The sequence below is a fragment of the Streptomyces sp. 1114.5 genome (assembly GCF_003635085.1).
Classification (GTDB): Bacteria; Actinomycetota; Actinomycetes; order Streptomycetales; family Streptomycetaceae; genus Kitasatospora.
On sequence record NZ_RBXE01000002.1, the window covers coordinates 1,591,999 to 1,614,812 of the forward strand.

General features: G+C 73.4%; 19 protein-coding genes. 8 read left to right on the plus strand and 11 right to left on the minus strand.

Annotated features, from left to right (window positions below; genetic code table 11):
* Positions 1 to 2: 2 nt before the first annotated feature.
* Both BX285_RS30245 and BX285_RS30250 read left to right on the plus strand, forming a co-directional pair.
* Entirely contained in the window at positions 3 to 3,908 is a 3,906-nt protein-coding gene (locus BX285_RS30245; RefSeq protein WP_121178838.1) for an amino acid adenylation domain-containing protein, read from the plus strand.
* Positions 3,909 to 4,015: 107 nt separating this feature from the next.
* Positions 4,016 to 4,258 (plus strand): hypothetical protein, encoded by a 243-nt coding sequence (locus tag BX285_RS30250; RefSeq protein ID WP_121178839.1) that lies wholly within the window; start codon positions 4,016 to 4,018, stop codon positions 4,256 to 4,258.
* A gap of 151 nt (positions 4,259 to 4,409) precedes the next feature.
* On the opposite strand, the gene BX285_RS30255 is transcribed toward BX285_RS30250, so the two are convergent.
* The 4 genes from BX285_RS30255 to asnB form a co-directional block, all read right to left on the minus strand.
* Positions 4,410 to 4,823 carry a hypothetical protein gene (locus tag BX285_RS30255; protein ID WP_121178840.1) on the minus strand — a complete coding sequence of 138 codons (414 nt, stop codon included), beginning with the start codon at positions 4,821 to 4,823 and terminating at the stop codon, positions 4,410 to 4,412.
* Between the two features lie 77 nt (positions 4,824 to 4,900).
* Complete coding sequence (locus tag BX285_RS30260; protein ID WP_121178841.1) at positions 4,901 to 6,340, minus strand: pyridoxal-dependent decarboxylase; 1,440 nt, start codon at positions 6,338 to 6,340, stop codon at positions 4,901 to 4,903.
* Between the two features lie 178 nt (positions 6,341 to 6,518).
* The gene (locus tag BX285_RS30265; RefSeq protein ID WP_121178842.1) at positions 6,519 to 7,646 is read right to left on the minus strand and encodes a hypothetical protein; all 1,128 of its coding nucleotides are present in this window, start codon (positions 7,644 to 7,646) and stop codon (positions 6,519 to 6,521) included.
* 174 nt (positions 7,647 to 7,820) lie between these two features.
* On the minus strand, positions 7,821 to 9,680 hold the full coding sequence (gene asnB, locus BX285_RS30270) for an asparagine synthase (glutamine-hydrolyzing) (protein ID WP_097234986.1): 1,860 nt from the start codon (positions 9,678 to 9,680) through the stop codon (positions 7,821 to 7,823).
* Between the two features lie 179 nt (positions 9,681 to 9,859).
* On the opposite strand from asnB, the gene BX285_RS30275 reads away from it, so the two are divergent.
* Together BX285_RS30275 and glmS are read left to right on the plus strand one after the other, a co-directional pair.
* Positions 9,860 to 10,135: a hypothetical protein gene (locus BX285_RS30275; RefSeq protein WP_121178843.1), complete on the plus strand. Its 276-nt coding sequence runs from the start codon at positions 9,860 to 9,862 to the stop codon at positions 10,133 to 10,135.
* A gap of 185 nt (positions 10,136 to 10,320) precedes the next feature.
* A complete protein-coding gene (glmS, locus tag BX285_RS30280; protein WP_121178844.1) occupies positions 10,321 to 12,147 on the plus strand; it encodes a glutamine--fructose-6-phosphate transaminase (isomerizing) in 1,827 nt (608 codons plus the stop codon).
* 264 nt (positions 12,148 to 12,411) lie between these two features.
* Here glmS and BX285_RS30285 read toward each other — a convergent pair whose 3' ends face one another.
* The 3 genes from BX285_RS30285 to BX285_RS30295 form a co-directional block, all read right to left on the minus strand.
* Positions 12,412 to 13,323, minus strand: coding sequence for a glutaminase (locus BX285_RS30285; RefSeq protein ID WP_398901583.1), 912 nt, complete (start codon positions 13,321 to 13,323; stop codon positions 12,412 to 12,414).
* Positions 13,324 to 13,491: 168 nt separating this feature from the next.
* Positions 13,492 to 14,268 carry a DUF3152 domain-containing protein gene (locus BX285_RS30290; RefSeq protein WP_183107250.1) on the minus strand — a complete coding sequence of 259 codons (777 nt, stop codon included), beginning with the start codon at positions 14,266 to 14,268 and terminating at the stop codon, positions 13,492 to 13,494.
* On the minus strand, positions 14,265 to 15,014 hold the full coding sequence (locus BX285_RS30295; protein ID WP_121178846.1) for a hemerythrin domain-containing protein: 750 nt from the start codon (positions 15,012 to 15,014) through the stop codon (positions 14,265 to 14,267). The genes BX285_RS30290 and BX285_RS30295 overlap by 4 nt, the downstream gene beginning before the upstream one ends.
* Positions 15,015 to 15,441: 427 nt before the next feature.
* Here BX285_RS30295 and BX285_RS30300 point away from each other — a divergent pair, with 427 nt between their 5' ends.
* The gene (locus tag BX285_RS30300; protein ID WP_121178847.1) at positions 15,442 to 15,657 is read left to right on the plus strand and encodes a heavy-metal-associated domain-containing protein; all 216 of its coding nucleotides are present in this window, start codon (positions 15,442 to 15,444) and stop codon (positions 15,655 to 15,657) included.
* Positions 15,658 to 15,744: 87 nt separating this feature from the next.
* On the opposite strand, the gene BX285_RS30305 is transcribed toward BX285_RS30300, so the two are convergent.
* On the minus strand, positions 15,745 to 16,308 hold the full coding sequence (locus BX285_RS30305) for a DinB family protein (protein WP_097234980.1): 564 nt from the start codon (positions 16,306 to 16,308) through the stop codon (positions 15,745 to 15,747).
* A gap of 101 nt (positions 16,309 to 16,409) precedes the next feature.
* Here BX285_RS30305 and BX285_RS30310 point away from each other — a divergent pair, with 101 nt between their 5' ends.
* Positions 16,410 to 17,411: a YafY family protein gene (locus BX285_RS30310; protein WP_121178848.1), complete on the plus strand. Its 1,002-nt coding sequence runs from the start codon at positions 16,410 to 16,412 to the stop codon at positions 17,409 to 17,411.
* 349 nt (positions 17,412 to 17,760) lie between these two features.
* Here the strand turns inward: BX285_RS30310 and BX285_RS30315 are convergent, their stop codons facing one another.
* Positions 17,761 to 19,101: a PLP-dependent aminotransferase family protein gene (locus BX285_RS30315; protein WP_259470848.1), complete on the minus strand. Its 1,341-nt coding sequence runs from the start codon at positions 19,099 to 19,101 to the stop codon at positions 17,761 to 17,763.
* A 200-nt stretch (positions 19,102 to 19,301) separates the two neighbouring features.
* Here BX285_RS30315 and BX285_RS30320 point away from each other — a divergent pair, with 200 nt between their 5' ends.
* Positions 19,302 to 20,078, plus strand: a complete 777-nt coding sequence (locus tag BX285_RS30320) for an enoyl-CoA hydratase-related protein (RefSeq protein WP_121178849.1) — start codon at positions 19,302 to 19,304, stop codon at positions 20,076 to 20,078.
* 151 nt (positions 20,079 to 20,229) lie between these two features.
* Here BX285_RS30320 and BX285_RS30325 read toward each other — a convergent pair whose 3' ends face one another.
* Complete coding sequence (locus tag BX285_RS30325; protein ID WP_097234977.1) at positions 20,230 to 21,126, minus strand: LysR family transcriptional regulator; 897 nt, start codon at positions 21,124 to 21,126, stop codon at positions 20,230 to 20,232.
* A 263-nt stretch (positions 21,127 to 21,389) separates the two neighbouring features.
* Between BX285_RS30325 and BX285_RS30330 the strand changes: the two genes are divergently transcribed.
* Positions 21,390 to 21,974, plus strand: a complete 585-nt coding sequence (locus tag BX285_RS30330; protein ID WP_121178850.1) for an SRPBCC family protein — start codon at positions 21,390 to 21,392, stop codon at positions 21,972 to 21,974.
* Positions 21,975 to 22,247: 273 nt separating this feature from the next.
* Here BX285_RS30330 and BX285_RS30335 read toward each other — a convergent pair whose 3' ends face one another.
* Positions 22,248 to 22,763 carry an HPP family protein gene (locus tag BX285_RS30335; protein ID WP_121178851.1) on the minus strand — a complete coding sequence of 172 codons (516 nt, stop codon included), beginning with the start codon at positions 22,761 to 22,763 and terminating at the stop codon, positions 22,248 to 22,250.
* Positions 22,764 to 22,814 lie beyond the last annotated feature (51 nt).

Here is a 22,814-nt window from a genome sequence, read left to right on the forward strand (position 1 = left end):
CCATGCGCATCGACCCGTCCGTCTCCGCCGCCACCCCCGTCGTCCCGCACGCCCGCCGCGCCCCGGTCGGCACCGCGCTCACCGGTCTGCTCGACCGGCAGGTGCGCACCCGGCCGAATTCCACGGCCGTCATCGGCGAGGAAGGGGGCCTCACCTTCCTGGAACTGTCCGAGACCGCCCGCCGGCTGGCCGCGCACCTGCGCCGACTGGGCGCCGGCCCGGACGCCTGCGTCGGCCTGTACGTCGAGCCGTCCGTGGACCTGGTCGCCGGGGCCTGGGGCGTCCTGTACGCCGGGGCCGGCTACCTGCCGCTGTCGCCCGAGTACCCCGAGGACCGGCTCCGCTACATGGTCGAGGACAGCGGCACCCGGATCGTGCTCACCCAGGCGCACCTGCGCGAGCGGCTGGCCGCGCTGGCCCCGGCCGGTACCGAGATCGTCACCTTCGAGGACGCGCCGCCGGCGCACCCGGCGGCCGAGGGCGGCGCCGAACCGGAGTCACTGGCCTACGTGATCTACACCTCCGGCAGCACCGGCCGCCCCAAGGGCGTGATGATCGAGCACCGCGCGGTCGTCTCCCAGCTGCGCTGGATGCTCGACGCCGGGCACCTCGACCCCGAGGTCACCGTGCTGCAGAAGACCCCGATGAGCTTCGACGCCGCCCAGTGGGAGATCCTCGCCCCGGCCGTCGGCGCCCGCGTGGTGGCCGGCACGCCCGGCCTCTACCGCGACCCGGAGGCGCTGGTCGCGGCCGTCCGGCGGCACGAGGTGACCGCCCTGCAGTGCGTGCCGACCCTGCTCCGGGCGCTGCTGGACACCGAGGGCTTCACCGACTGCACCAGCCTGGCCCGGGTGTTCTCCGGCGGCGAGGCGCTGTCCCGCCGGCTCGCCCGCGACCTGGGCGAGGCCCTGCCCGCGGCCTCGCTGGTCAACCTGTACGGCCCGACCGAGTGCACCATCAACGCCACCGCGCACGTGGTCGACCCGGCCGAGCCCGGCGACGGCGCCGACTCGGTGCCGATCGGCCGGCCCGTCGACAACACCCAGTGCTACATCCTGGACGAGCAGCGGACGCCGGTCGGCGCCGGCGGCGTCGGCGAGCTGTACATCGGCGGCGTTCAGCTGGCCCGCGGCTACCTGCACCGGCCGGAACTCACCGAGGAACGCTTCGTCCCCTCCCCGTTCACGCCCGGCGAGCGGCTGTACCGCACCGGCGACCTCGCGCAGTGGAACCCGGACGGCACCATCCGGTTCGCCGGCCGGGTCGACAACCAGGTCAAGCTGCGCGGCTACCGGGTCGAGCTGGACGAGATCGCCCGCGCGATCGAGGAGCACACCTGGGTGCGCCGCTCCGCCGCGATCGTCGCCGGGGACGAGCGCACCGCCCACCAGAACCTGGTCGCCTGCGTCGAGCTCAACCCGCGCGAGGCCGCTCTGATGGACCAGGGCAACCACGGCGGCCACCACCAGTCCAAGGCCAACAAACTGCAGGTCAAGGCCCAGCTGTCCGACCCCGGCCTGCGCGACCCGGCCCGGCTGGCCGGCCGCGAGCGGATCGAACTGCCCGGCCGGCGCGAGACCGAGGCCCAGCGCCGGGAGACCTTCGCCCGCAAGACCTACCGCTTCTACGACGGCGGCCCGGTCACCCGCGACGACCTCACCGCGCTGCTCGCCCCCCGCCCCGCCGGCCCCTTCGGCCGTGAGCCGGCGCTCCTCAGCTTCCCCGAACTCGGCCGTGTGCTGCGGTGGTTCGGCCAGTTCCACAGCGAGGAGCGGCTGCTGCCCAAGTACGCCTACGCCTCGCCCGGCGCGCTGTACGCCACCCAGCTCTACCTGGAGACCGGCGGCCTGGACGGGCTCGCCGCCGGGCTGTACTACTACCACCCGGTCGAGCACAGCCTGATCCGGATCGGGCCCGCCGAGCCCCGCACGGAGGCCTACCTGACGCTGCACTTCTCCGGCCGGCACGGTGCCATCGAGCCGGTGTACAAGAACAACATCCGCGAGGTGCTGGAGTTCGAGACCGGCCACATGCTGGGCGTCTTCGAGGAGGTGCTGCCCGAGTACGGGCTGGACGTGCGCCCGCTCGGCCTCGACCCGGCGGTCCGGGGCCGGCTGGACGTCGCCGAGGAGGACCACTACCTGGGCGCCTTCGCCGTCGTCCGCAACGACGGCACGGCCCGCGCCCGGAGCACCGAGCTGTACGTCCAGGCCCACGAGGGCCGGGTGGACGGTCTGCCCGGCGGCCTCTACCGGTACGCCGACGGCGAGCTGACGCACGTCGCGGACGCGGTGGTGGAGCCCCGGCACGTCATCGCGATCAACCAGTCCGTGCACGCCCGGGCCGCGTTCGGCATCACCGCCGTCAGCCGCGCCCCCGAGGAGTGGCTGGAGTACATCGCGCTCGGCACCGAACTGCACCACCTGCAGCGCAACGGCCTGGGCCTGGGCTTCATGTCCTCCGGCTACAGCTCCAAGTCCGGCCATCCGCTGCCCGCCGCGCGCCGCATCGACGAGATCCTCGCCGGGCACGGCATCGCCACCGGACCGTCGTACTTCTTCCTCGGCGGCAAGGTGAGCGAGGAGCAGATCCGCAGCGAGGGCATGCACGAGGACGCCGTCCACATGAAGGGCCCGGCCGAGATCATCAAGGACGAACTGGCCAAGCTGCTGCCCGACTACATGCTCCCCAACCGGGTGCTGGTCGTGGACGCCCTGCCGCTCACCGCGAACGGCAAGGTCGACCTCAAGGCCCTCGCCGCCTCCGACGCCGTCCGCACGGCCGACGTCCGCAGCGCCTACGTCGCGCCGCGCACCGAGCACGAGCGGTGGCTGGCCGAGGCCTGGGGGCAGGCACTGAAGTACGAGGACGTGTCGGTCGAGGACGAGTTCTTCGCCGTCGGCGGCAACTCGCTGATCGCCGTGGCACTGGTCCACCGGATCAACCGCGAGTTCGACGTCTCGCTGCCGCTGCAGGTGCTGTTCGAGTGCCCGAAACTGGGCGACCTGGCCGCCCGCATCGACCGGGCCCGCGGCGAGGACGGTGCCGGCCCCGGTGAGGGCGGCGGCGCTGCCTCCTCGCGGCTGATCCCGCTGCACCCGGGCGACTCCGGCCGGCCGGTGTTCTGCTGGCCCGGGCTGGGCGGCTACCCGATGAACCTGCGGCTGCTCGGCCGCGAGGCGAGCCGGGGGCGCCCGTTCTACGGCATCCAGGCGCACGGCATCAACGAGGGCGAGAGGCCGTACCCGACCATCCGGGAGATGGCCGCCGCCGACGTCGCCGAACTGCTCCGGGTGCAGCCCGAGGGCCCGTACACGCTGTGGGGCTTCTCCTTCGGCGCCCGCGTCGCCTTCGAGGCGGCCTGGCAGCTGGAGCAGGCCGGCCGGCAGGTGGACCGGCTGCTGCTGATCTGCCCCGGCAACCCCGAGGTGCGCCGGGACGACGGGGGCGCGTGGGGCCGGGAGGCCTCGTACGCCAACCCCGCCTACGTGACCATCCTGTTCGGGGTGTTCACCGGCCGGATCAGCGGCCCCGAGCTGGAGCGCTGCCTGGCCGAGACGGCCGACGAGGCCACCTTCGTCGCCTCCGTGCACCGGCTGCTGCCCGACCTGGACGAGGAGCTGATCCGCCGGATCACCGGAATCGTCGGTGAGACCTACGAGTTCGAGTACAGCTTCCGCGAGCTGGCCGAGCGGCGGCTGGACGCCCCGGTGACCATCTTCAAGGCCGCCGGCGACGACTACTCCTTCATCGAGGGCAGCAGCGGCTACTCCGCGGCCCCGCCCGCCGTGGTCGACCTGACCGGGGACCACTACGGGGTGCTCAAGGAGCACGGGGTCGTCGAACTCGCCGCCGCGATACGGGCGCTGGAGCGGATCACCGACGAGGAAACCGCCCCGGGCCGCTGACGCGGACACGCTCACGGATGGCCCAGAATCCGTGAGCGGGGGAGCCCCTTCGGATAGGGATGGCTCGGCTTTCCGCCGATCCCGACTCGAACCGAAGGGGCTCTCCCATGTCCGTCAAGAAGTCCGCACTGGCCGCGGCCTGTTGCGCCCTGCTGCTCGCCGCGCCGCTCGCCGCCGCCCAGTCCGCCGCTGCCGTCGCCTCCTCCACCGTCACCTCCTCCGGGAACAACGGCCCCAAGACCCCGGAGGAGGCCGCCACCTGCAAGGCCGTCACCGGCACCCTGCTCGGCGGCTTCGGCGCCATGCTCGGCAACGCCGTCTGCGTGGTGCAGCCCGCCGACAAGGGCTGAGCGGGGCGACACGCCCTGGTCGGCTGCCGGCGGCGGGTACGGTCCCCGGGCCCCCGCCGCCGGCGCGTCGGGTGCCATCGGTTGGCCGGTCAGGCGGTCCGGGACGGGCGGTCCGGGGCAGGCGATGCGGGGCAGGCCATGCGGGTCCGGTTCAGGCGATGCGGGTCGGGGTGGCTTCGACGGTGTGGCCGGTGGTGGTGAGGAGGGTGGCGAGGTCGGAGGGGGTGACGGAGTGGGGGGTGCGGAGGAAGAGCTCTTCGGGGTGCAGGGAGAGCAGGGTGATCCGGTGGTCGGCCAGGGTTGCCGGGGTGTGGGCGAGCGCCGTGGTGCGGACCCGCCAGAGGGTGGTCGGGGGCGGGGAATGGGGTGACCACCAGGCGTGGAACAGGGCAGTGGCGAGCAGGGCGAGGGCGGAGGTGGCGACGACCACCGGGCCCTCCGGGCCGTCCACGACGAGCTTGGCGATGAGGTCGGTGGCGGTGACGGAGAGGAAGACGGCGGCGAGTTCGACGGTGTCGCGGCGCCAGTGGTGGGCACGGCGGCGGGAAGGCTTCGAGTGCTCCATGACCTCCACCGTGCCCGACCGGTGTTTCCCGATCGCGAACCGACCGTGACCTGCGGGTTAAGGTCCGTTGCGGTGTGTTACGACAGCAGCTCCGCGGCGGCGGCCCTGACCTCGGCGAGGAGCAGGTGCAGGTCGTCCTCGGTCGTCGCGGCGTTGAGGAGGCAGGCGCGGAGCATCTCCTCCCCGCCGAGCCGGGCGCCGGTGACGAAGACCCGGCCGCGCCGCTGGACGGCGACGGGCAGCTCGCGATTGAGGGCGTCGCGGGCAGCCGGGGCCAGCCCGGGGGCGCGGTGGCGGAACGCCACGATGGAGGTCTGCACCTCGGCGAGCAGCTCCAACTCGGGGTCGGCGCGGACGAGTTCGCCGAGGCGGCGGGCGAGCGCGGTGCACCGGGCGATGTCCTGGACCAGGCCGGTGCGGCCCCTGTGGGCGATGGTGGCCCAGACCTTGAGGGCCCGGAACGGGCGGGTCTGCTCGGTGCCGTACTCGGAGAACCAGCCGAGCGCGCCGGCGGCCTCGTCGCGCAGGTAGGACGGGACGAGGCTGAAGGTGCCGCGCAGCTCCTCGGTGTCGCGGACCAGGGCGCAGCCGCAGTCGACCGGGACGCCGAGCCACTTGTGCGGGTCGAGGGCGAGCGAGTCGGCGCGCTCCAGGCCCGCGTAGCGGTGGGCGATGGCCGGGTCGAGCCGGCCGAAGGCGCCGTACGCGCCGTCCACGTGCAGCCAGAGGCCCTGTTCCTGGCACAGGTCGGCGATCGGGTCGAAGGCGTCGACCGCACCGGTGCCGACCGTGCCGGCGGAGGCGACGACCAGGAAGGGCAGCAGGCCGGCCGCGCGGTCGCGCTCGACGGCTGCCCGCAGCTCGGCGGGGTCCAGGCGGCCGTCGGGCCCGGTGGTGACCGTGCGCAGGTGCCGGCTGCCGAGGCCGAGGAGCTCGGCGGCCTTGCGGACGCAGGAGTGGGTCTCGCCGGTGACGTAGCCGACCAGCGGAGGCAGGCCCGCCAGGCCGTCCTCCCGGACGTCCCGGCCGGCCTGCCGGGCGGCGCGGTTGCGGGCGGCGGCGAGGCAGACGATGGTCGCCATCGAGGTGCCGGAGGTGAGCAGCCCGCCGCCGGCCGGGTGCGGGAAGCCGACGAGTTCGGCGATCCAGCGGACGACGGCGCGCTCCAGGTGGACGTCGGCGTGGTCGCCGCCGGCCGAGCTGGGGTTCATCGCGGCGGCGGCGAGGGTGGCGAGCACCCCGGCGGGGGCGGGGGCGGAGTTGACCCAGCCGAAGAAGCGCGGGTTGCCGTTGCCCATCGGGTAGGGGAGGACCTGGTGCCCGATGGCCTCGACCAGCTCGGCGAGCGGGCGGCCGTCGGCGGGGAGCGGGGCGTCCAGCAGGGCGTGGCGGGCGGTGTCGGCCACGGGCTGCCAGACCGGGCGCTCGGGCAGCTCGGCGAGGTAGTCGGAGACCAGCTCGGCGGTGGCGTGGGCGGCGGCGCGGAAGTCGTCGGCGGCGCGGTCCTCGGTGGTCATGGCGGGTGTGCTCCAGGGGCCGGGGAGGGGGCGCGGCGTCCTCGGCGCACCGTGATCAGGCGATGGTCGGGTGATCCTACGCAAAGGGCCCGCGCCGTGCGGCGCGGGCCCTCATGGTGAGACCGGGGTCGTCAGCCCGAGGAGGTACAGCCCAGGGAGGCGTCAGTTCAGGGAGGCGTCAGTCCAGGGAGGCGGACAGGCCGCTCGCCGAGCGGCAGTACCCCTGCATCTCCTTGTTGGTGATCTTGGCGCAGAGCCGCCCGGCCGCGCCGGCGTCGGTGTAGTTGACCGTGTAGTAGCTGACCAGCCCCTCCGCGCAGGCCTTGCGCTGCCAGCCGTCGGCGGCCGTGGCGCACTGCTGGGCGGCCCAGTCCTCGCGGTCGAGGTTGTACTTCATGGTCCGCGAGCCGACGCCGCGGCTGCAGTCCACCGCCCCGCCGCCGGCCTTGCCGTTGAGGCACCACTTGAGGGCGTCGGCGTAGACCTCGGGGTGGTTCGGGTAGTCGTGCGAGGAGAGGTAGAAGGTCGGCGCGTAGAAGTAGCAGGCGGACTGGAACAGCGACGGCTGGTCCTTGCACGGATAGAGCGGGTCCTGGGCGAGCTTGTCGGCGGGCAGGTTGGCCTTGGCCTGCTCGTCCTCCTCGTCCGGGCCGAAGAGCTGCATGAACAGGCCCTCGGAGCAGCGGATCCGGTTCTGGTCGGTGGTGAACTTGTTGCACAGGTCCCGCGCCTTGGCGACGTCCTGCTTGGCGACGAACATCGTGCCGTGGCCGACGCCGTGGATGCAGGGGCCGGAGTTCTTGGGCTGGCAGAGCTTGAGCAGGTCCACCTCGGGCTGGGTGGAGGCGTTGAGCATCTCCTCGACGGCGCCGTGCAGGTAGCCGGCCGCACAGGTCTCGTGCGGGAAGGAGATCACCTTCTGGAAGTCCGCGTTGAAGCGCTTGACCGCCGCGTGGCCGAGCTCGTGCGCGATCGGGTGGCAGAAGCGCACGGTGTACGGCTTCTCCTTGGTGATCTTGTCGAGGTCGGCGAGGGCGACACCGGGGTCGGTGGCGTCCATCTCGGCCATCAGCTTGTTGCGCAGCGTCGAACGGGTCCACACCGCCGGGTCGCCGGTCGGGGTGGCGCTCCCGGCGCCCGCGCCGCCCGCGGAGGCCGGCTGGGCGCCGGCGGCGGGGGCCCCGGGCGCCGAGGCGGCCGGGGTCGCGGTGGCCGCCGCGGGCCACCAGTCGGTGACGGCCACCGACCCGAGGCCCAGGACGCCCAGGAGCAGGGCGGTGAGAATCGCGAAGACTCGCGGCTGCATGACGGGATCCCCCGGCGGATCGAGGTGGACGGTTCGCTCCCATCCTGACGGCACAGGGGCGGGAATCCACGATTTCGCCCGCCATTGGGGAGGTGTCGGCGACGCTACCGCACGGTGCGACGCCCGGGCGCGCCGGGATGGTTCCCTCGGGGGCGTGATTCGGCGTTGCGTGGTTCAGAGCTCCAGGGTGACCTGGTACTCCGTCAGCCAGGCGTCCAGGTCGAGCGCGAGGTCCACGCCCAGTCGGACGGAGCGTGGATCGGTGTCCGGGGCGAGCGCGTCGGCGAGGCGCCGCCGGTCGAGCAGGCCGAGCGCCGGGGACGTCCGGGTGGTGCTGAGCCGGGCGAGCTCGGAGCGCAGCCGCGCCGGGTAGTGCGGGTCGGTGGTCACGGGGTACGGACTCTTCGGCCGGTCGGCGATCGTCGCGGGCAGCACGTTCCGGACGGCGGCGCGCAGCAGGCTCTTCTCCCGGCCGTCGAAGCTCTTCATCGCCCACGGCACGTTGAAGACGTACTGGACCAGCCGGTGGTCGCAGAACGGCACCCGCACCTCCAGCCCGTTGGCCATGCTCATCCGGTCCTTGCGGTCGAGCAGGATGCGGACGAAGCGGGTCAGGTTGAGGTACGAGATCTCGCGCATCCGCCGTTCCAGCGGGTCGGCGGCCGCCAGGTGCGGGACCTCGGCCAGGGCCTCGCGGTAGCGGGCCCTGCGGTAGTCCTCCAGGTCGAGCTTGCGGAGCAGTCCGGAGTCGAGCAGTTCCTCGCGCGGGCCGGAGCCGGCGCCGGCGATGTGGGTGAGGCCGGCCGCCCAGGGGAAGTCCTCGGTGGCGATGCTCTGCGGGTCGTGGAACCAGCGGTAGCCGCCGAAGAGTTCGTCCGCGGACTCGCCGGAGAGCGCGACGGTGGAGTGGCGGCGCACGCCCCGGAAGAGCAGCAGCAGCGAGACGTCCATGTCGCCGACGCCGTTCGGCAGGTCGCGGGCGCGCAGCGCCGCGGAACGCCGGGAGGGGTCGGTGAGCTCGGCGGCGTCCAGCTCGACCACGCTGTGGTCGGCGCCGACGTGCCCGGCGAGCAGCCGGGCGTACGGCCCGTCGGGGGTCTGCCGGACGGCGTCGGAGTGGAAGTCCTCGCCCTGCCCGGAGAAGCCGACGGAGAAGGAGCGCACCGGGCCGGCGCCGGCCGAGCGCAGCAGCCTGGCGGCGATGGCGGTGACGGCGCTGGAGTCCAGCCCGCCGGAGAGCAGCGAGCAGAGTGGGACGTCCGCGTCGAGCTGGCGGTGCACGATGTCGTCCAGCAGGGCGCGGACGGTGGCGACGGTGGCCGGCAGGCTGTCGGCGTGCTCGCGGGCCTCCAGCGCCCAGTACCGGTGCTCGGACACGCCCCCGCGGCGCACCCGTACGACGTGGCCGGGCCGGACCTCGCGGACGTCCCGGTACGGCGTGAGGCCCGGGGTGCGGGTGTGGCCGAGCAGTTCGCGCAGCCCGTCCAGGTCGACCACCGGGCGGACGGCGGGGTGGGCGAGCAGGGCCTTGACCTCGGAGCCGAAGATCACGCCGTCGGGGGTGGCGCGGTAGTGCAGCGGCTTGACGCCCATCCGGTCGCGGACCAGCAGCAGCTCCTCGCGCCGGGCGTCCCAGACGGCGAAGGCGAACATGCCGTTGAGCCGCCCTGCCAGGCCCTCGCCCCACTCCAGGTAGGCGTGCAGCACGACCTCGGTGTCGCTGCGGGTGCGGAAGCGGTGTCCGGCCGCCTCCAGTTCCGCGCGCAGCTCGCGGTGGTTGTAGACCTCGCCGCTGTAGGTGAGCGCGGCCAGCAGCCGGCCGTCCCGCTCGACCGTCATCGGCTGGGTGCCGCCCTCGATGTCGATCACCGCGAGGCGGCGGTGGCCGAGCGCGGCGTGCGGCTGGAGGAGGACCCCGCCGGCGTCCGGGCCGCGGCGCAGCTGGGTGGCCGTCATCGCGTCGAGGACGTCCGCGGCGTCCGGTTCGGCGGTGAGATCGCGTTCGAAGGCGACCCATCCGGTGATCCCGCACATCAGCAAGCCTCCGGTCTTCCGCTTCGTGTTCAGTACGTCACGCTACGTGTGGAGCTGACGCCGCTTCAAGGGTTCGGATGAAGAGGATTGATGGGAGATGAGCCGAAGGCCGCGACTTCTGCCCGATTTCGGGCAGGATCTTTGGCTTCGGCGCTCTCGGCAACCTAGGCTCCTCTCTCGTGCCGAGCTCACCCCACCCTCACGAAGACCTCCTCGCCCACCTCGCCCGGACCAGCCCGCTCGGGCCCCGGGAGGCGGCGCGGGTCGTGGCGGAGGTGCTGGCGTACTTCTCCGAGAGCACCGAGGAGTACGTGCGCCGCCGCCACGCCGAGCTGCAGGCACGCGGACTGACCAACGAGCGGATCTTCGCCCGGCTCGCCGAGGAACTCCCGCAGCGCCGTGTCGCGGCGCCGGAGCTCTCGGCCCGCCAGCTGCGGCGGATCGTCTACGGCTGAGCACGGCTCCCGGGCTCCCCGGGTCCCGGGCTCCCCGGCTCCCGGGGAGCGGACGCTCCCGGACACCTGAAGCCTGTGACGACCTGAAGCTTTGGCAGACCCGAAGCTCCCGCAGACCCGAAGCCTGCGAAGACCCGAAGCCTGCGAAGACCCGAAGTTCCGAAGACCTGAAGAGGAGACGACGCATGTGCGGAATCGTGGCCTACATCGGCCCCAAGGACGCCACCCCCTTCCTGCTGGAGGGGCTGGCCCGGCTTGAGTACCGCGGCTACGACTCGGCCGGCGTCGCCGTCACCGGCCGCGGCGGCGGCATCAAGCTCCGCAAGGTGAAGGGCCGGGTCGCCGACCTCGCCGCGGCCGTACCGGCCCGGTTCAAGGGCACCACCGGCATCGGCCACACCCGCTGGGCCACCCACGGCGTCCCCAGCGACGCCAACGCGCACCCGCACCTGGACAACGCCGAGCGCATCGCCGTCGTCCACAACGGCATCATCGAGAACGCCGACGAGCTGCGCGCCAAGCTGGCCGCCGACGGCGCCGTCTTCCGCTCCGAGACCGACACCGAGGTGCTCTCGCACCTGATCGCCGCGCACGTCGCCGAGGGTGTCGAGCTGGAGGACGCGGTGCGCGCCGCGCTCGGCCGGGTGGTCGGCACCTACGGCATCGCGGTGATCGACGGCGAGCAGCCGGACCGGATCGTGGTCGCCCGCAACGGCAGCCCGATCGTGCTGGGCATCGGCGAGAAGGAGATGTTCGCCGCCTCGGACGTCTCCGCGCTGGTCCGCTACACCCGCCAGGTCGTGCACCTGGAGGACGGCGAGCTGGCCACCGTCCGGGCCGACGGCTTCCGCACCTTCACTGCGGACGCCCGCACCACGCACCGCCAGCCGTCCACCGTCGACTGGGAGATCGACTCCTTCGACACCGGCGGCTACGAGCACTACCTGCTCAAGGAGATCCACGAGCAGCCCGGCTCGGTCGAGCGCACCCTCAGCGGCCGGCTCGACGAGCGCTTCGCCACCGCGCACCTCGGCGGCCTCAACCTGGACGCCCGGGAGCTGCGCGAGATCCGCCGGGTCAAGATCCTCGGCTGCGGATCCGCCTACTACGCGGGCGAGATGGGCGCGCAGCTGATCGAGGAGCTGTCCCGGATCCCCGCGCACAGCGAGCCTGCCTCCGAGTTCCGCTACCGCAACCCGGTGATCGAGGCGGACACCCTGTACGTCGCGGTCAGCCAGTCCGGCGAGACCTACGACACGCTGGCCGCCGTCCAGGAGATCAAGCGCAAGGGCGGCCGGGTGCTCGGCGTCGTCAACACCGTGGGCAGCGCGATCGCCCGCGAGTGCGACGGTGGCATCTACCTGCACGCCGGGCCCGAGGTCTCGGTCGCCTCCACCAAGGCTTTCACCTCCACCGTGGTCGCCTTCGCGCTGCTCGCCCTGCACTTCGGCCGCATCCACGACCTCTCGCCCGCCGACGGGCGCCGGATCGTCTCGGCCCTGCAGGCGCTGCCGGACCAGATCCGCGAGGTGCTGGACCAGAGCGAGTCCATCGCCGAACTCGCCGCCGAGTACGCCCAGTCGGCGGGCATGATGTTCATCGGCCGGGTGCGCGGCTACCCGGTGGCCCGGGAGGGCGCGCAGAAGCTCAAGGAGATCTCCTACGTGCACGCCGAGGCCTACCCGGCGAGCGAGCTCAAGCACGGCCCGCTGGCGCTGATCAGCCCCGAACTGCCCACCGTGGCCCTCGTCCCGGACGACGAGCTGCTGGACAAGAACCTGACCACGCTGGGCGAGATCAAGGCCCGGTCGGGGCGCGTCATCGCCGTCGCCCACCGCCGCCCGGAGGAGAAGCTCGCGGACCACTGCATCCTGGTCCCCAAGAGCGAGCCGGAGTTGGACCCGCTGCTGCTCAACATCCCGCTGCAGCTGCTCGCCTACCACGCCGCCGTCGCGCTGGGGCGGGACGTGGACAGGCCGCGCAACCTGGCGAAGAGCGTGACGGTGGAGTAGCCGAGCAGTTCGGTGATCGGGTAGCGGTTGCCCTTGATCCCCGGGTCCCGGTCGCTGTGCGGACGACCGGGGCCCGGCGTGCTTTCTCGTCCTTCTTCGTACGGCTTCGTACGGCTTCGTACAGCCTCGTGCGGCTTCGTACAGCCTCGTGCGGCTTCGTACGGCTTCGTACAGCCTCGTGCGGCTTCGTACGGCTTCGTACAGCCTCGTGCGGCTTCGTACGGCTTCGTACAGCCTCGTGCGGCTTCGTGCGGCTTCGTGCGGCTAGAAGACCGAGCAGCCCGAGAGGGTGGTCAGGGTGTCCAGGGCGGTGACCGCGGCGACCGAGTTGCCGGCCTGGTCGAGGCGCGGGCCCCAGGCGCAGACCGTGGCGCGGCCGGGGAGTATGGCGAGGATGCCGCCGCCGACGCCGCTCTTGCCCGGAAGGCCGACGCGGAAGGCGAACTCGCCGGCGGCGTCGTAGGTGCCGCAGGTGAGCAGTACGGCGTTGAGGCGCTTGGCCTCGCTGCGCGACATCAGGCGGGTGCCGTCGGCGCGCACGCCGTAGCGGGCCAGGAAGGAGCCGGCCAGAACCAGGTCGCGGCAGCTGGCGGTGAGCGCGCAGTGGGCGTAGTAGTGCTCCAGGACGGTCTCGACCGGGTTCTCCAGGTTGCCGTGGCTGGCGATGAAGTGGGCCAGGGCGGCGTTGCGGTGGCCGTGCTCGGCCTCGGAGGAGGCGACCACCGGGTCGGTGTCGAGGGTGGCGTTGCCGGACTCGCGGCGCAGGAACTCCCGTACCGCGCCGGAGGCGTCGCCGGTCATGCTCTGCAGCCGGTCGGTGACCACCAGGGCGCCCGCGTTGATGAACGGGTTGCGCGGGATGCCGTGCTCCGTCTCCAGCTGTACGAGGGAGTTGAACGGGTTGCCGGACGGCTCGCGGCCGACGCCCCGCCAGAGCGCGTCACCGCCGTAGGCGACCGCGAGCGCCAGCGAGAACAGCTTGGACACGCTCTGGACGGAGAACGGCCGCTCCCAGTCCCCTACGCCGTACAACTCCCCGTCGACGGTGGCGACGGCCATGCCGAAGGCCTCCGGGTCGGCGGTGGCGAGCGCCGGAATGTAGTCGGCGACCTTCCCGTGGCCCCTGGTCGCCCGGGCGGCCGCCTCGGCGGCCTCCAGCAGCACCGGCCAGTCCAGGATCTCCCCGCCGGGCACACCGTTCAACGCACTTCCTCCACCGGCACCGCGTACGGACATGATCGGGACCGGGCGCGCGGTGCGGGTGGCGTCCGGTCCGACCAGGATTATCCGTGTTCGGGAGGGGGGTTCGGTACGGGGTGTCGGTGTGCGGGTTTCGCCGGTGGGCTACGGGGCGTTGGTGGGGGCCTCGACCGGCGGGCCGGTGAGCAGGGTGCCGGTCTCCGAGTACGGCCGGCCGTTCGGGACGCAGCCGTGCAGGCCCTTGATCTGCTGCATCATCACCGGCGCCGGGGCGCCCGGGGCCGGGCAGTCGACGTGGCCGTTGCCGAGGATGTGGCCGACCTCGTGGTTGACCGCCAGCGCGTGGTACAGCTCGGGCTCGCCCCGGTAGTACTCGGACAGCTCCGTCCAGCGCTTGAGGTTGATGACCACCTGGTGGGTGACGCCGCAGTTCACCCAGCCGCCCGTGTCCAGCCCGTACTGGCCGCAGATCCGGTCGGTGGACTGCGGGGTGGCCAGGTAGACGGTGAAGTCGACCGGGTCGGCGGGCATCCGCTGGAAGGAGGCCGTACCGCCGGCGGCCCAGCCGCGCCGCACGTCGCCGAGCACCGCGTCCACCTCGGCGGCGAACTGCTCGGGGCTCTCCGCGATCCCGTTCTCCACCCGCACCTTGTAGCGGTACAGGTGCTCGCCGGTGCCGAAGCGGGCGGAGCCGCCGGGCGCGGTGGTGAACGCGAGCGGGGCCGGGCCGCGGCCCCGCTCGCTCCACGGCTGCCACCAGAGCAGGCCGGCCGTCAGCGCCGCGACCACGGCGAGGGCGAGCGCGCCGTGCCAGGGCTTGCGGGGGCGGCGCAGTCGCGGGCGCTGTCCCAGTCGCGAGCGCTGTCGCGGGCGCAGTCGCGAGCGCTGTCGCAGGGGGCGGAAGTGGGTGCGTGTCCTCAACGGCTGCTCCCTGCGGCGAGGTGGCCGTACACCCCGCGCATCCGGCGGTGATGGGCGGGCAGGGTCAGGCGGAAGGCGATGAAGCCCCGCAGCCGGCTGGTGGTGGCGCGCAGGTGGGCGAGTTGCTCCGGGCTGCCGTACGACAGCAGGACGCCCTCGACGCGGGACTGGTCGGCGGGCGGGACGCACCACCGCCTGGCCTCCTCGAACCGTTCCCAGGCGGACATCGGCAGGAGGGCGTGGATCGCGTCCAGGCAGGCCTCCTCCTTCGCGGCCAGGTATGTGCGGACGGCGGCGGCCAACTCGGTCAGGGGATCGGCCAGTTGGTCCAACGGGGCGCCGGTGGCGGCCGTACTGGTCGCGGCGGTACCGGTCGTTGCCGTACTGGTCGCGGCGGTACCGGTCGTTGCCGTACTGGTCAGGGCTGTACTGGTCAGGGCGAGCCGGACGCGGGTGACCGGGGTGGCCAGGGCTGCGCGCTGCGCCTCCAGTACGTCCAGTTCGGGCCGCAGGTAGGGCGCGGCCGCGGCGAGCATGGGCCAGAGCACGTCCTCCTCGGCCTCGTGGAGGTGGCGCAGGACGCCCAGCATCAGCGCGACGTGGTCGGTGATCCCGGCCCGCAGCGGCTCCGCGCCCGGGGCGCGGCAGGCGATCGCGAGGCGGGCGAACTCCCCGCGCAGGGCGGTGTGGGACAGCAGGAGGGCGGTGGTGTCCGGTCGGGCGTGTATCGGGGCCAGGGTGGACATGGTGGTACGGCTCCAGGGCGGGATCGGCGGTCATCGGTGGCCATCGGCGGTCGGGGCGGCCGGGGCGGCTGATGGGTGACCGGGGACCGGTGACCGGTGACCGGTGACCGGTGACCGGGGACTGGGGACCGGTGGGGCCGGTCGGGCCGAGTCCCGGTTCGGCGACGGGGTTGTACCTGGAGCTACGGGAGGGGGTGCGGCGGCGGTTCAGGGGTGTGGGGTTGGGGGGGCGGGCGTCGGGTCTCGGGTTCGGGCGCGGGGTCTCGGGTTCGGGGGTGGAGGGCTCCTGTCGGATGCGGGGCACGGCCGGTTCCCGGAACCGCTCGATGGTGTCATCCGTGCGGCGTGTCCCTGGGCCCGGCCGCCGGATTCCGGTGTTGTGGTGCGGGTCGATCCACCTCACGGAAGCGCCATCGGAGGCACCGCCATGTCCACCACTGCTGTTTTCACCGTCGACGGGATGAGCTGCGGCCACTGCGAGAGGACGGTGAGCGCCGGGCTCGCCGCGCTTCCCGGCGTCACCGACGTCGTCGCCGACGCGCCCACCGGGCGAGTCACCGTGGCCTCCGCGCAGCCGCTGGACGAGGGCGTGGTCCGCAGCGCCGTCGGCGGGGCCGGATTCACGCTGGTCGGGCGGGTCTGACGGCTGGGTCGGCCATCTACGGGTCCACGGGGTCCGTCGGCGGAGGCTGACGGACCCCGTGGCTTGCCCGGCTCGGCCGGTGCCCGCTCAGCCCATGCTCTTCGCGCCGTCCAGGGACTCGCGGATGATGTCGGCGTGGCCGGCGTGCTGGGCGGTTTCGGCCACGACGTGCAGCAGCACCCGGCGGGCCGACCATTCGGCGCCCGGCTCGAACCAGGGGGCCTTCGGCAGCGGCTGGGTGGCGTCCAGGTCGGGGAGGGCAGCCACCAGGTCGTCCGTACGGCGCGCCACCTCGGCGTACGCGTCCAGGACGCCGGCCAGCGTCTCCCCAGGCAGCATCCGGAACTCGTCCGCGCGGCGGGCGAAGTCGGCCTCGGTCCAGGTGGTGAAGTCGGGCATCGCGGACGGACCCGCCACGATGAACTCCGCCCAGAGCCGCTCGACCGCGGTCACGTGCTTGATCAGGCCGCCCAGACAGAGCTCGCTCGCGGTGGTCCGCAGACCGGCCTGCTCGTCGGTGAGGTCGCGGGTGGTGAAGCGCAGGAAGTGCCGCTGCTTCGCCAGCGCGACCAGGAGGTCGGCGCGCTCGCCCGTGACGGTCGTCGTGTCGGTCGCGGTCGTCGTGGTGTCGGTCGTGCTCGTCGTGGTCATGGTGCTGGCCTTCCGTTCGGTTCCTTGCTCCTTCGGACAAGACCAACGCTACGGACCATAGCGGCCACTTTCCGTCCTGAATCCCGGCGAGAATCGGAGGCATGGCGAACACCAGCACCCGAACGCTGCGACTGCTCTCCCTGCTCCAGACCCACCGCTACTGGCCGGGCGGGGAACTAGCCGACCGGCTCGGCGTCTCCGTGCGCACCCTGCGCCGGGACATCGATCGGCTGCGCGAGCTCGGCTACCCCGTGGAGGCGCAGCGCGGCGTCGACGGCGGCTACCAGCTGGCCGCGGGCGCGGCGCTGCCGCCGCTGGTCATCGACGACGAGGAGGCGGTGGCGCTGGCGGTCGGTCTGCAGGCGGCGGCGGAGAGCCCGGTGGAGGGCGTCGCCGAGGCCTCGGTGCGGGTACTGGCGAAGGTGGTCCAGGTGATGCCGGGACGGCTGCGGCGCCGGGTGGAGGCGCTGCGCGCGGTGACCGTCCCCGTCGACTGGGGCACCGGGGCGGGGGTGGGCGTCGACCCGGACGTCCTCACCGTGGTGGCGTTGGCCTGCCGGGACGGGGAGCGGATCCGCTTCTCGTACACCGCCGCCGACGGGCGCGGGTCGGAGCGGCAGGTCGAGCCGCACCGGCTGGTGTGCCTCAACCGCCGCTGGTACCTGGTCGCGTACGACCTCGACCGCGCCGACTGGCGCAGCTTCCGCCTCGACCGGCTGGCCGCCCCGCAGGGCGGCGGCGCGCGCTTCGCCCCGCGTGCGCTGCCGGCGGCCGACGCGGCGGAGTTCGTTCGCGCAGGCCTGCAGGGGATACCCCGTCCGCACCGGGTGGAGGCGCTGATCGAGGCACCCGCGGAGTACGTCCGCGCGCGGGTCGGGCGGTGGGGGACCGTCGAGCCCGTCGCCGACGGCGGCTGCCGGCTGCTGATGACCGCGGACTCCCTCGACTGGCCCGCCATGGCCCTGGGCTCTCTGGGCGCCGACTTCCGGGTGATCGGCCCTCCGGGCCTGCTCACGCTGCTGGAGGACTGGAGCAGCCGCTTCGGGCGTGTAGCTGCGGCGGGGGGTGGGGCTGGGGCTGAGGCTGGGGAAGCGGCGGAGTAGGAAGTCGGGCGGGCCGACTTCTGGTGCGGGGCGGGGAGGGAATATGCAGACCGGTCTACTGAATTGCCGCGGCGTGGAGGGCGTAGAAGTCGGGGTCCAGGCGGGGTGCACAGGAAGTCGGGTGGGCCGACTTCTGGTGCGGGCCGGGGTAGGGGGTGGGGCAGAGGGATATGCAGACCGGTCTACTGATTCTTGCCAAGGGAGAGCAAATATGTAGACCGGTCTACTGAATTGCCCTGGGGTGACGGGTGGGCCCCAGGCGCGGCGCACAGGAAGTCGGGCGGGCCGACTTTTGGTGCGGGCTGAGGGCGAACAGAATATGCAGACCGGTCTACATATTTTCCCCGGGTCAGGGGGCGATGGCGTCGAGGGTGGTGCGGAGGCGGGTGAGGGCGGGGTGGAGGTCGGCCAGTGGGGGTGTGGCGAGGGCGAGGCGTAGGGCGTTGGGGTGGTGGGGGGTGGTGGCGAAGGCGTCGGCGGTGGAGATCAGGATGCCCTCGGCGGCGAGGGCTGCGGCCGCGTGGTCGGGGCGCTGGTGGGGTTCGAGGGTGAGCCAGAGGACGTAGGACGCGGGGTGGCCGGTGGTGGTCAGACCGGCGAGGGCCGTGCGGGCGACGGCCTGACGGGCGGCGGCGTCCGTGCGGCGCTGCTGCTCCAGGCGGGCGACCGTGCCGTCCGCGAGCCAGCCGGTGGCGAGGGCGGTGACCAGGCCCGGTGCGCCCCAGGCCGCCGTCCGCAGACTGGTGGTCGCGGCCCGGAGCAGACGGTCGGGCAGGACGGCGAAGCCGAACCGCAGCCCGGGCGCCACGTTCTTGGACAGGCCGGCCACGTAACAGGTGTGCTCGGGTGTCAGGGCCTGCAGGGGCGGGGGCGGCGCGGCCTCCAGGAAGGCGTACGTGCCGTCCTCGATCAGCAGGAAGTCGTGGTCGGCCGCGAGGCCGGCGAGGCGTTCGCGCTGTGCCCGGTCGAGCACCCAGCCGAGCGGGTTGTGGACCGTCGGCATGGTGTACACCGCCCGCACCGGGCGGGTGCGGCAGAGCCGGTCGAGCGCGTCGAGGTCCGGGCCCGCGGCGGTGACCGGGACGGGTGCCAGGTCGAGCCGGTGGGCGGCGGCGAGCAGCTTGATGCCGGGGTAGCTGAGGGCGTCCACGGCGAGGACGTCGCCGGGGCGGGTGAAGGTGCGCAGCACGCAGTCCAGCGCCTGCTGCGCACCGCTGGTGAGCAGCACGTTCTCCGGTGCGGTGTCGATCCCGCGGTCCAGCAGGTAGGTGGCCACGGTGGCCCGGTCGTGCCGGTGGCCGCCCGGCGGGTGCTGGCGCAGCAGTGCCTCGGCGTCGCCCGAGGAGGCGAGTGCCCGCAGGGCCTGTCGGAGCAGGTCGCCCTGGTCGGGGGCGAGCGGCTGGTTGAAGGAGAGGTCCGCCACCCGGGGCACCGGGAGGGCGCGGGAGGGTTCGATGCCGTCGTAGCCGGAGCGCACCCGGACGAAGGTGCCCCGACCCCGCTCGCCCACCACCAGTCCGGCGGCGGCCAGTTCGGCGTACACCCGGGTGGCGGTGGCGAGCGCGATCCGCCGGTCGCGGGCGAGCATGCGGTGGGTCGGCAGTCGGGTGCCCGCGGGGAGCGCGCCGGAGCGGATCGCCGCCGTGTACTCGTCGACGACGGCCTTGTAGGAGGGGGGTCGCACGGTCACCTGCCGTTCCTGCTGGTCCTGCCGTTCCTGCTGGTCCTGCGGTTCCTGCGGTTCCTGCGGTTCCTGGCGCGCGGGAGTGTATCCAGGACAATAACTGGATTGTCCTGGACGGGTGTTCCTAGCCTCGATGCGTCCGGCAGTGAAGCCGGGATCAGGGCCGGGAGCAGGCCGGGAAACGGCCGGGAACGGAGCAGGCGCCCATGACCATCCGCAGCGAGCAGGACGGGCACGTCGTCACCCTCACCATCGACCGGGAGAAGAAGCTCAACGCCCTCGACTACCCGACGATCGACGCGCTGCTCGCCGAGCTCGACCGCATCGATGCCGACGACACCGTCCACGCCGTGATCCTCACCGGAGCCGGGCAGCGGGCGTTCAGTGCGGGCGCCGACATCCCGTCCCTGGCCGCCGGCATCGCCGGCGGGCCCGAGCGGGCGCTGCGCGAGTTCGTCCGGCGCGGGCACACGCTCACCCGGCGGATCGAGGAGCTCCCCAAGCCGATCATCGTGGCCGTCAACGGCCTGGCGTACGGCGGTGGTTGTGAGGTCACCGAGGCCGCGCCGCTGGCGGTGGCGGCCGAGCACGCAACCTTCGCCAAGCCGGAGATCTCGCTCGGCTTCCCGCCGCCGTTCGGCGGTTCGCAGCGGCTACCGCGCCATGTCGGCCGCAAGCGCGGGCTGGAGATGATCCTGACCGGCGACCCGATCCCGGCCGCCCGTGCGGCGGAGCTCGGCCTGGTCAACACGGTCGTCCCGGCGAGTGAACTGCTCTCGGCCGCACGGGACTTGGCTGATCGCATCACCCGGTACGCGCCCACCGCGGTGGCCGCCTGCCTGCGGGCCGTGACCCGGGGCATCAACCTGCCGATCGACGAGGGCCTTGCGGTGGAGGCGGCAGCCTTTGCGGCGACCGTGCCCACCGAGGGCGTACGGGACGGGGTGCAGCGCTTCCTGGACCGGACCTCCGCTGCGCGCTGAGACGAATGGGCGGGGCTGATCCGTTGGGGCTCAGGCGGCGATCCGGCGGCGATCCGGCGGCGATACGGCGGCGATACGGCGGCGATACGGCGGCGATACGGCGGCGATACGGCGGTGATCCTACGGGGATCGGGCGGCGATCCGACGGGGATCAGCGGGGCGGTGGGGCGGCGTGGGCGGCCACGGTGTCGGCGAAGGCGCGGGCGAGGGGGCAGAGGTTCTCCCAGTCGCGGATGGCCCAGCCGGCGGTGAGGGCGGGCAGGTCGGGCAGCGGGAGCAGCCGTAGGCCGGGGTGGCCGGGGCCCTGCCACTGGGGGAGGGCCGGGACGACGGCGTGGCCGAGGCCGAGTTCGGCGAGCAGGATCGCGGTGTCCCAGTCCGCGACGCTGGTGTCGAAGACCGGCCTGATGCCCGACTTCCCCAGCCAGGAATCGAGTTGGGAGCGGGCGACCGAGTTCTGCGGCAGCCCGATGAGCCGGGCGTCCTGCAGGTCGGCCGGCTCGATGCGGGCCCTGGCGGCGAGCGGGTCGCCCGCCGCGACGGCCAGCACCCACGGCAGGTCGACGACCGGCCGCTGGTCGATGCCGCGGACCGGGGTGCCGAGGGTGATCCAGGCGAGGTCGACCCGTCCGGCGGTCAGCGACTCCAGGCAGCTGCGGCTGGAGACCTCGGTCTGGAACTCCAGGCTGACCTGCGGGAAGCGCCGCCGGAAGGCCACCACGGCCGCGGACATGAAGTGCCGGACGCTGGTGGCGCCGGTGGTGATGCGTACGGATCCGCCCTCGCCGCGCGCGAGTTCGGCGATCCGGTGCAGCGCGTGGTCGATGCTGCCGAGGCCGGTGACGGTGGCGGCCTGAAGGACCCGGCCCGCCTTGGTGGGCACCACCCCGCGCGGGTGCCGTTCGATCAGGGAGAGGCCGAGTTCCCGCTCCAGCCGCTTCACGTGCTGGCTGACCGCGGACTGGGTGCAGCCGAGGTCGCGGGCGACGGCGCTGAGCGAGCCGGCCCGGCAGACCGCGGCGAAGACACGGAGGTCGTCAATGGTCACGATGGTCCAAGGTATCGCTTGGGTGTCCCCCAGCAAACCCGGGGATTGACTTGGGTGTTCGGCGGGATCGATCATCGATCCAGGGCCCAGGGCGGCAACCCGCCCGCTTCCTTCGCGGCGTTCCGGACGCAGCGTCGGGTGCGGCGGGCGGGTGTCGACCCGCATCGATGCAGCAGGTCAGCAGCAGGTCAGCAGCAGGACACGAGACGCAGGACGGCGTCGCGCCCGGACGGGTGTGACGTGCGAGAGGAGGGGGAACGGCCATGCGGTACGCCGACGGTCCGGGTACGCAGTGCGAGGTGTTCGTCGAGGCGCCGCTGGAGCGGGTCTGGGAGCTGGTCACGGACATCGGCCTGCCCGCCCGGCTCAGCCCGGAGCTCCACCGCGTCGCCTGGCTGGACGGCGCGGACGGCCCCGCGCCGGGCGCCCGCTTCGAGGGCCACAACCGCCGGGCGGGCATGCCGGATTGGCGGACGGTCTCCGAGGTGACCGAGCTGACCGGCGCGGACGACCGGGCCGATGCGGCCGGCGCGGCCGGCGCGGCCGATGCTGCCGGTCACCGCGTGTTTGCGTGGGCCGTCATGGACGCGGACGGCCGCTACGGCGAGCCGGTCTCCGAGCCGTCGGGCGCGCTGGCCCGGTGGCGCTTCGACCTCACCGCGGAGGACGGCGGCACTCGGCTGCGCGAGTCGGTGGTGATCGGCCCCGGCCGCAGTGGCGTCAGCCTCGCCATCGACGCCAGGCCGGAGTACGAGGAGAAGATCGTCGACTTCCGGCTGGGCGAGCTGCGCACCGGAATGACGGCCACCCTCGAAGGCGTCAAGTCGGCGGCCGAGCAGGGGGAGTAGCGGGGCCGGTGGTCCCGTCGGGCGGGGTGTCCGGCGGACCGCCGGGCACCCGTCGGCGCGGCGCCCGAGGGGTTTGCTGCTCAGCGGTCGGTGTCCGGGCCTGGGGCAGCGCGGAGGGTCTCGCCGATGGCGTGGAAGCCGCGGCGTGGTGGGCGGTCGGGACGAGGCCTGACGGGACGGTGTTTCCAGCCCCGTATCCCGGGTGCACCGTGGCGTCGGCAGGGTGGTTCGCAGTTCGGGGGCGGAACGGTCGGCGGGAGAGTGGGCCGGCGGTCACCGTGGGCCGGGGGACACGCTCACCCAGGACAGCGGGTAGCGGACCGGGTGCCCGCCGATCCGGCCGGGCAGCAGGCCGATGAGGACCAGGAGTGTGGTCGCCAGCGCGAGCAGCGGGAGGAAGGGCACGAGGTGCGGAGCCTGCAGGACCACGAGGAGGGCGCTGGCCGCGGCGGGGGAGTGCGAGGTGTGGGTGAGCAGCATCGCACCGAGCGAGAGACCGGCGGCGATGGCCGCGCCCCAGGCGGTGCTGCCGGTGACGGCGAGGGTGGCGAAGCCGATCAGGGCGGACATCAACTGACCGCCGACCACGTTGCGCGGCTGTGAGATCGGCAGGCCGGGCGCGCCGTACACCAGCGCCGCGCTGGCCGCCAACGGCGGGATCAGCAGCGGTTGGTGGAGCAGCACGCCGACTGCGGCCAGCACCAGCAGGGCGCCGATGGCGAAGACGGTGGACCCCAGGACGTGCAGCGGGTGCGGCCTGGGTGTGGCGGCGGGTGGTGGCGTGGGCATGCGTGGGTGCTCCGGATGGGGGATGGGAAACCCGGAGATGATAAGCAGACT

Excerpts from the sequence above, each read along its gene's own strand:
- BX285_RS30245 (WP_121178838.1), top strand. The coding sequence starts at position 3 with ATGCGCATCGACCCGTCCGTCTCCGCCGCCACCCCCGTCGTCCCGCAC.
- BX285_RS30250 (WP_121178839.1), top strand. The coding sequence starts at position 4,016 with ATGTCCGTCAAGAAGTCCGCACTGGCCGCGGCCTGTTGCGCCCTGCTG.
- BX285_RS30255 (WP_121178840.1), bottom strand. The coding sequence starts at position 4,823 with ATGGAGCACTCGAAGCCTTCCCGCCGCCGTGCCCACCACTGGCGCCGC.
- BX285_RS30260 (WP_121178841.1), bottom strand. The coding sequence starts at position 6,340 with ATGACCACCGAGGACCGCGCCGCCGACGACTTCCGCGCCGCCGCCCAC.
- BX285_RS30265 (WP_121178842.1), bottom strand. The coding sequence starts at position 7,646 with ATGCAGCCGCGAGTCTTCGCGATTCTCACCGCCCTGCTCCTGGGCGTC.
- asnB (WP_097234986.1), bottom strand. The coding sequence starts at position 9,680 with ATGTGCGGGATCACCGGATGGGTCGCCTTCGAACGCGATCTCACCGCC.
- glmS (WP_121178844.1), top strand. The coding sequence starts at position 10,321 with ATGTGCGGAATCGTGGCCTACATCGGCCCCAAGGACGCCACCCCCTTC.
- BX285_RS30295 (WP_121178846.1), bottom strand. The coding sequence starts at position 15,014 with ATGTCCACCCTGGCCCCGATACACGCCCGACCGGACACCACCGCCCTC.
- BX285_RS30300 (WP_121178847.1), top strand. The coding sequence starts at position 15,442 with ATGTCCACCACTGCTGTTTTCACCGTCGACGGGATGAGCTGCGGCCAC.
- BX285_RS30305 (WP_097234980.1), bottom strand. The coding sequence starts at position 16,308 with ATGACCACGACGAGCACGACCGACACCACGACGACCGCGACCGACACG.
- BX285_RS30310 (WP_121178848.1), top strand. The coding sequence starts at position 16,410 with ATGGCGAACACCAGCACCCGAACGCTGCGACTGCTCTCCCTGCTCCAG.
- BX285_RS30320 (WP_121178849.1), top strand. The coding sequence starts at position 19,302 with ATGACCATCCGCAGCGAGCAGGACGGGCACGTCGTCACCCTCACCATC.
- BX285_RS30330 (WP_121178850.1), top strand. The coding sequence starts at position 21,390 with ATGCGGTACGCCGACGGTCCGGGTACGCAGTGCGAGGTGTTCGTCGAG.
- BX285_RS30335 (WP_121178851.1), bottom strand. The coding sequence starts at position 22,763 with ATGCCCACGCCACCACCCGCCGCCACACCCAGGCCGCACCCGCTGCAC.